This is a genomic window from Paenibacillus sp. MDV22-iso6 (assembly GCF_058408365.1).
This window is the reverse complement of sequence record NZ_JBZVDZ010000005.1, coordinates 467570-474072: the sequence shown is the minus strand read 5'-3', so window position 1 is coordinate 474072 and position 6503 is coordinate 467570. Positions and strand designations below refer to the sequence as shown.

At 46.9% G+C, this 6503-nt stretch carries 5 protein-coding genes and 1 pseudogene; 5 read left to right on the top strand and 1 reads right to left on the bottom strand.

Annotation, left to right across the window (positions count from 1 at the left end; genetic code table 11):
• The 3 genes and pseudogenes from AC4PM4_RS17110 to AC4PM4_RS17100 all read left to right on the top strand — a co-directional run.
• Nucleotides 1-1199 (top strand): annotated as a pseudogene (locus tag AC4PM4_RS17110) (collagen-like protein); the annotation flags it as partial.
• Nucleotides 1200-1612: 413 nt separating this feature from the next.
• Complete coding sequence (locus AC4PM4_RS17105) at nt 1613-3040, top strand: FAD/NAD(P)-binding protein (RefSeq protein WP_491614089.1); 1428 nt, start codon at nt 1613-1615, stop codon at nt 3038-3040.
• Nucleotides 3041-3207: 167 nt separating this feature from the next.
• On the top strand, nt 3208-3657 hold the full coding sequence (locus AC4PM4_RS17100; protein ID WP_079694886.1) for a hypothetical protein: 450 nt from the start codon (nt 3208-3210) through the stop codon (nt 3655-3657).
• Between the two features lie 114 nt (nt 3658-3771).
• Here the strand turns inward: AC4PM4_RS17100 and AC4PM4_RS17095 are convergent, their stop codons facing one another.
• The gene (locus AC4PM4_RS17095) at nt 3772-4455 is read right to left on the bottom strand and encodes a G1 family glutamic endopeptidase (RefSeq protein ID WP_063564924.1); all 684 of its coding nucleotides are present in this window, start codon (nt 4453-4455) and stop codon (nt 3772-3774) included.
• Nucleotides 4456-4717: 262 nt separating this feature from the next.
• Here AC4PM4_RS17095 and AC4PM4_RS17090 point away from each other — a divergent pair, with 262 nt between their 5' ends.
• The gene (locus AC4PM4_RS17090) at nt 4718-5464 is read left to right on the top strand and encodes a DeoR/GlpR family DNA-binding transcription regulator (RefSeq protein ID WP_063564923.1); all 747 of its coding nucleotides are present in this window, start codon (nt 4718-4720) and stop codon (nt 5462-5464) included.
• 2 nt (nt 5465-5466) lie between these two features.
• Nucleotides 5467-6378, top strand: a complete 912-nt coding sequence (gene pfkB, locus AC4PM4_RS17085) for a 1-phosphofructokinase (protein ID WP_400343382.1) — start codon at nt 5467-5469, stop codon at nt 6376-6378.
• The last annotated feature ends 125 nt before the right edge of the window (nt 6379-6503 follow it).

The window sequence follows — 6503 nt, the reverse complement described above, 5'->3', positions numbered from 1 at the left end:
CAACCGGAGTCACAGGTGCAACGGGTCTTACTGGAGTAACAGGTGCGACAGGTGCAACAGGAACGGGAACAACTGGAGCAACGGGACTTACTGGAGTAACTGGTGTGACAGGTGCAACCGGAACAGGAACGACTGGAGCTACTGGTGCAACAGGGCTTACTGGTGTAACTGGTGCGACAGGTGCCACCGGAACTGGAACAACCGGAGCTACTGGTGCGACGGGTTCAACGGGACTTACTGGGGTAACAGGTGTGACAGGTGCCACCGGAACAGGAGCTACGGGAGCCACTGGTGCAACGGGGCCTACTGGTGTAACTGGTGTGACAGGTGCAACGGGAACAGGAACGACTGGAGCTACCGGAGCAACAGGACTTACGGGTGAAACAGGTGCGACAGGAGCCACGGGAACGGGAACAACGGGAACAACGGGAACAACCGGCGCCACAGGATTTACTGGTGTAACTGGTGTGACAGGTGCAACGGGAACAGGTATAACCGGATCCACAGGCGCGACAGGATCTACTGGGGTAACAGGTGTGACGGGCGCAACCGGAACCGGAGCCACAGGTGCGACGGGTTCAACGGGTGTAACGAGTGCAACTGGTGCGACAGGTGCAACGGGAACGGGAACAACAGGCGCAACTGGGGCTACCGGGGCGACTGGAGTTACTGGATCCACGGGAGCCACAGGGGCTACGGGTGCATCAGGGCCCAATCTAGCTGCACAAGGATTTTCTGCATTTTTGGCTAACCTATCAACAACAACCAGTGCACAGTTAACCAACTGGAGTACAGCAAGTCCTTACTATGGTAATGCAAATTTTAATGCAACTACAGGCAATTACACGGCGCCGAATACGGGGACCTACTCGATTGTGGCAACAATCAATTTTTCTACAACTGCCGCAATCGCCATCTCATTGGGTGCTGGGGTCAATCCAGCGTTTCTGGTGCAAAGAACCTCCCCCACTACGACTACATTGGTCAATGGACTATTGCCAATCCTGAATATCAGCGTAACGCTACTTACGTTGCGGGCAGTTCTTGGTAGTGGAGCCGTAACGCTAGCGGCGCAGGTTACGCTGAATGCAGGCGATGTGATTGGGTTGTTTTACTCAGCGAATGGATTAACGATTACTCTGAACTTGGGGATTGGAGCAACGAATGGTATTGTATGGTCAGTACACGAATTGACATGAGGTATTAATTCTTCAGCACCCCACCTATTTAAAAATAAGACAACACGAAAACAGATCCGGGTTGGATCTATCGTTAATATCCAACCTGATCTGTCTTTTTTACATACAGGACGAGATCATTAAAATTTGGTTTCGTTATAGTTAACAAGCATGTTAGATGTTTTTAGGTCTGATGACAAGAAATCTGTCGTGATATTCAAAAAAATGACCCCAACTCATATAATAACGCTAATCCTTATGAAAATGATGTAAGGGATTGAGACGGAATCATCGTCTTTATCCATATGGTAAATGAATTAGGCTGCTTTGAACTTGCAGAATATCCATTAACAAAATAAATTATTACACAAACATAACATTAAACGAGCGGTTCGTAGCAGCATACGAGTGGACGTTGAAAGGGTTGATGAATGATGAGCCTTGAAACATTAAACCAACGAGTACAAGATGATCTGGCTTATCTCGCATATGGAGGTGCGGATTGGATTCGCCCACGCGAACATGACGAAGGCCATATCTATGATGTCGTTATTGTAGGTGGTGGGCAGAGCGGTTTGGGGGCTGCTTTTGGATTCCTGCGTGAGCGGATATCCAACATTCTGGTCATTGATGAAAATGCCGCAGGGTTGGAGGGACCTTGGGAAACTTACGCGCGTATGGTCACGTTACGTACACCAAAACACCTGACTTCCATTGATCTCGGTATTCCTTCGCTGACGTTTCGAGCATGGTGGGAGGCTCAATCAGGCTCCTCCGGATGGGATGCGGTTGATAAAATTCCGCGCAGCGAATGGATGAACTATCTGCGCTGGTACAGGCAAGTGCTTAATCTGCCTGTCATGAATGAAGTAAAACTGAGACTGATTGAACCTGCAGATGGAGGCTTACACCGGCTGCACATTACGGGTGCAGGGGCTCCAAGTAATATGTTGCTGGCACGAAAGGTTGTCTTGGCTACGGGCATCCAGGGTGGCGGGGAGTGGCATGTACCACCGATGATCGCTGAGAAAGTACCTAGACATTTGTATGCACATACGTCGGAGCTGATTGATTTTGAGCGGTTACGAGGAAAAAGGATTGCCATACTTGGCGGCGGAGCTTCAGCCTTTGATAATGCCAACTTTGCACTAGCCACAGGTGTGGCTGAGGCCCACGTATTTGTGCGGCGGGAACAATTGCCGAGCATTAACCCGATACGTCAGATGGAACAATCCGGTATGATCGAACGGTTTCACGTTTTGTCGGACGAGGATAAGTATGCGACCATTTCCCATTTTTTCAAATACAATCAGCCACCGACGAACGATACCTTCAACCGAGCCGCTGCATGGCCAGGCTTCCAATTACATCTTCATGCGCCTTGGCTGGATATACAGATGAAGGATGGGAAAGCGGTAGTGACTACGCCACAGGGCAAGCACTCCTTTGATTTTTTGGTCATAAGTACGGGTATGGTGAGTGATCCGTCACTGCGTCCCGAGCTTAGTATGGTGGAGGCACATATTGCACGCTGGGCAGACCGGTTTCAAGCTCCGACGGTACAGAGGAATGCACTGCTTGACGCACATCCCTACCTTAGTCCCGGGTTTGCAATGACCGGCAGAGATGAGGAGGGGCAGGATAAGCTGCGTGGGTTGTTTGTCTTTAACTACTCTGCACTTGCAAGTTGCGGCCTGTCCGCCTCAGCAATATCGGGGACAAAGAATGCTGTGCCGAAGTTGGTTTCAGCTGTAGCCGACCAGCTTTTCCTAGATGACCGGGAACAGATCTTGGAGCAATTTTTTAAGTATAACGAGCAGGAATTTACTGCGAGTTGGGTGAAGAGTGAAGTTGGAATCTGAGTATTCAAAATAACCGTACAGCGGGGTAAGATGCTGTACGGTTTTCCTTTTTCTAAAGTTACATTTACGGGTGCTTATATAATGCTGTAAAATATCGAATTATACAGCGTTAAGGCAGGCGATAGATTATTGTGAGAATCATGGATTATGAGGGGTTCAGAACCCATTTGAAGAAAGCGTCACGCAAACGAAATGAACCCTTGATCAAAATTGTAGCTTTTCAGGAAAAGTATATGAAGATTGAAGAGATCCAATATTATGATGTAGAGCAGAACTATATGAGTGTTCAGGCGTGTAATACGCTGTGGATGAACTTGAAAGATAAATCGTTCCGCAATCTGGTGTCCCATGATCTGAAGTATTTCCAAACCATGGACAACCTCGGCCGTCATTCATTGGAGAATCTAATTAAAGAACTGTACGACATGGCTGTTCCAATCCTGCTGGATTATGATCCAAGTGATTTTTATAGTTTGCAGCAGTTGTCTGAAATTCTGGTACTGGATGAGATGAAGCTAGTAGAGAAATTGGAGATGGGGCGTTTCAAGGGTGCATTTATTAATGAAGAAGGAAATTGGGTAAAACCCAAACCTGACAGGGCTGAGCTATTCCTATAATTGAAAAAAGAGACTCGTGTCAATTCCATAATGACCGAATATCCATTCTGCAATGGTACGCCGAATACGGCACATTGCAGTTTTTTTCATTAACGAACTGTCTACGAAGAAGTCTCAGCCGTTTCGTTTCACGACAAAAGAGTCTCCGCTTGGTCCCGGTGTTCCTGGAATGGAAACAACCTGTTTTTGCTGAATCATGATGCCTTTCTCTTTGACGATGAAGCCGGGGCAGCGACCGTTCAGGCGACAACACTTGAAGGTGACAGGCGTGATTTTTGCCATCCGGGAGATGGTGTTTCCCAATGATGGAGCTTCTACAATCCATTCCGCGGATGATTGCTGGCCTGCATATTGCTGAACGGTGCGGAAAGTCCAATTTTGGGTCAGGTTATGAAGTGTGATACACCAGCGAGTTCGATTGATTCTGTAAATGGCCGCTCTCATCCGATCTCCCGGTGATACAGGAAAAGGGATGATCGTTTCAACGTCCGGAAGAATTTCCCACCAGGCATAATAACTAGCTTGGCCGTTAACCCAATCATGGCCTGTTCCAGTCTGAATGAGATTGGAATTCTCGTATCCATCAATTCCGATCCAGGCTGAGGAGTATGAGGACTTGGACGATGGTAAAACAAAGGGCACGTTCCATTCAGCCGAGATACGTCTGAATTCAGCTTTGTCACCCGCTCGGGCATAACCACTCCAGTTGGAGGAAATCCACCCGAAGCGTAGTGAAGAATTTGTTTTGCCTGTATGAGGTATACAGGGTTTTCGGCGTTTGTTTCGATTATTCGCCATACGGCCACCTCCCATGTGAAAATAGAGACGAAATCATTCGTTCGATATTATCAAATGCATGGAAGACGAAAGAGGACATGGACAATCTGAGAAAGAAATAAGGTTTGAATGATTTTGAACGATATTTAGGGTTGAATGCGATGTTTGATGTCTATAAAATGTCGAATGTTGATGGTTTTTGAATGTTTTTAAATTAATTTGAATGAAAATGATTGTTTTTTGAGGATTTTATGTTACTATAAAAGCAGTTGGAGGAATGAAAATGCTAACTGAAGAACGATATGCTGCAATTATAGAGCGCTTACACGAAAGAGGCATTGTGAAACTACAAGAGCTCGTCGATGTGCTGGGTGCTTCTGAGTCAACGATACGGCGCGATTTGATTGATCTGGAGAGTCGTCAGATGCTGAAACGCATACATGGTGGTGCTGCTCTAGTGAATGAAAAGACGCCGGAACCCGGTATGGAAGAAAAAACGTTCAAAAACATTCAACAGAAAACGGCGATTGCTCGTTTAGCTGCGCAGGAAATCAACAATGGTGAATGTATCTATCTGGATGCAGGGACGACGACATTAGCCATGATTGCCTATATTGAGGCCAAGGACGTTACGGTAGTGACGAACGGACTTTCTCATGTAGAAGCGCTGGTAAGTAAACGAATACGCAGCTATCTGCTTGGCGGAATGATGAAAATCCACACCAAAGCCGTGATTGGCAGTATCGCATTACAGAACATGGACAACTTCCGTTTTGATAAATGTTTTATCGGAACCAACGGAGTGGATGCCGAAATGGGGTATACAACTCCCGATCCGGAGGAAGCCTTGATTAAAAGACGTGCACATCAATTGTCCGGGAAATCTTACGTGCTGGCTGATTCCAGCAAAATTGGGGAAATTACTTTTGCCAAACTGTTTGACCTTGAGGAGGCAGACTTGATCACAGAACGTATGCCGGAACACTGGCGCTCTGTAATCGCCCAGAAAACTAAAATAATTGAGGGATAGCCATGATATATACCGTAACACTTAATCCTTCCATTGATTACATCGTGGAAGTGGATGATCTGAAGCTTGGTGATTTGAATCGTATGAATCGGGACCTGAAACTTCCTGGAGGCAAAGGCATTAACGTATCGCGAGTGCTTAATCAACTGGGAGCCAAAAACACTGCACTCGGATTTCTGGGCGGGTTCACAGGCCGTTTCATTAATGACAAATTGCAGGAAGACAAGATTCTGACGGACTTCGTTACCATCGCAGATGATACCCGAATTAACATCAAGCTGAAGCATGGGGAAGAGACAGAGATTAACGGACTGGGACCAGCCATTCGACCAGAGGAAGCAGCGGGGTTGCTTAACAAGTTATCCGCATTGCAAAAAGGAGATATCGTCATTCTTTCGGGAAGTGTACCACCTTCACTGGGAGCTGAGTTCTACGATCGTCTGATCAACGTGTGCAAACAAACGAGTGCCGAATTTGTAATCGACACGACAGGACCCGCTTTAATGGATGCTTTGGTACATGAACCGCTGCTGGTGAAGCCGAACCATCACGAACTAGCTGAACTTTTCGGAGTAACCATCGACACTCAAGAGGAACTGGTGACCTATGGTCGCAAGCTTTTGGAAGCAGGTGCCAAACATGTGTTGATCTCCATGGCAGGAGAAGGAGCGCTGTTGATTACCAAAACAGATGTCTACCATGCGAGTGTTCCAAAAGGTGTCGTGAAAAACTCGGTTGGTGCTGGAGATTCCATGATCGGTGGATTCGTAGGTACATTTGGATTAAACGAAGACCTGCTTGAAGCGTTCCGAACGGGTGTGGCTTCGGGTAGTGCAACGGCTTTCTCAGATGATCTGGCGACACGTGAACTCATCGAAGAGCTGCGTACTCAAGTCACCATAACCAAAATATAGTCCTTACAAAATGAATGGAATACAGGCCCCTTTTTAGAAGAGGGGATTCAGTTAATAGCAGATAACAGCGTAAGAAGTACAATTATAAGTCGGTCTGTATCACGCAGGCTGACTGAATTTAAGGG

What these genes read in the sequence shown, in the direction of transcription:
- AC4PM4_RS17095 (WP_063564924.1), bottom strand. Translation starts at nt 4,455, where the DNA reads ATGGCGAATAATCGAAACAAACGCCGAAAACCCTGTATACCTCATACA.
- AC4PM4_RS17090 (WP_063564923.1), top strand. Translation starts at nt 4,718, where the DNA reads ATGCTAACTGAAGAACGATATGCTGCAATTATAGAGCGCTTACACGAA.
- AC4PM4_RS17105 (WP_491614089.1), top strand. Translation starts at nt 1,613, where the DNA reads ATGAGCCTTGAAACATTAAACCAACGAGTACAAGATGATCTGGCTTAT.
- pfkB (WP_400343382.1), top strand. Translation starts at nt 5,467, where the DNA reads ATGATATATACCGTAACACTTAATCCTTCCATTGATTACATCGTGGAA.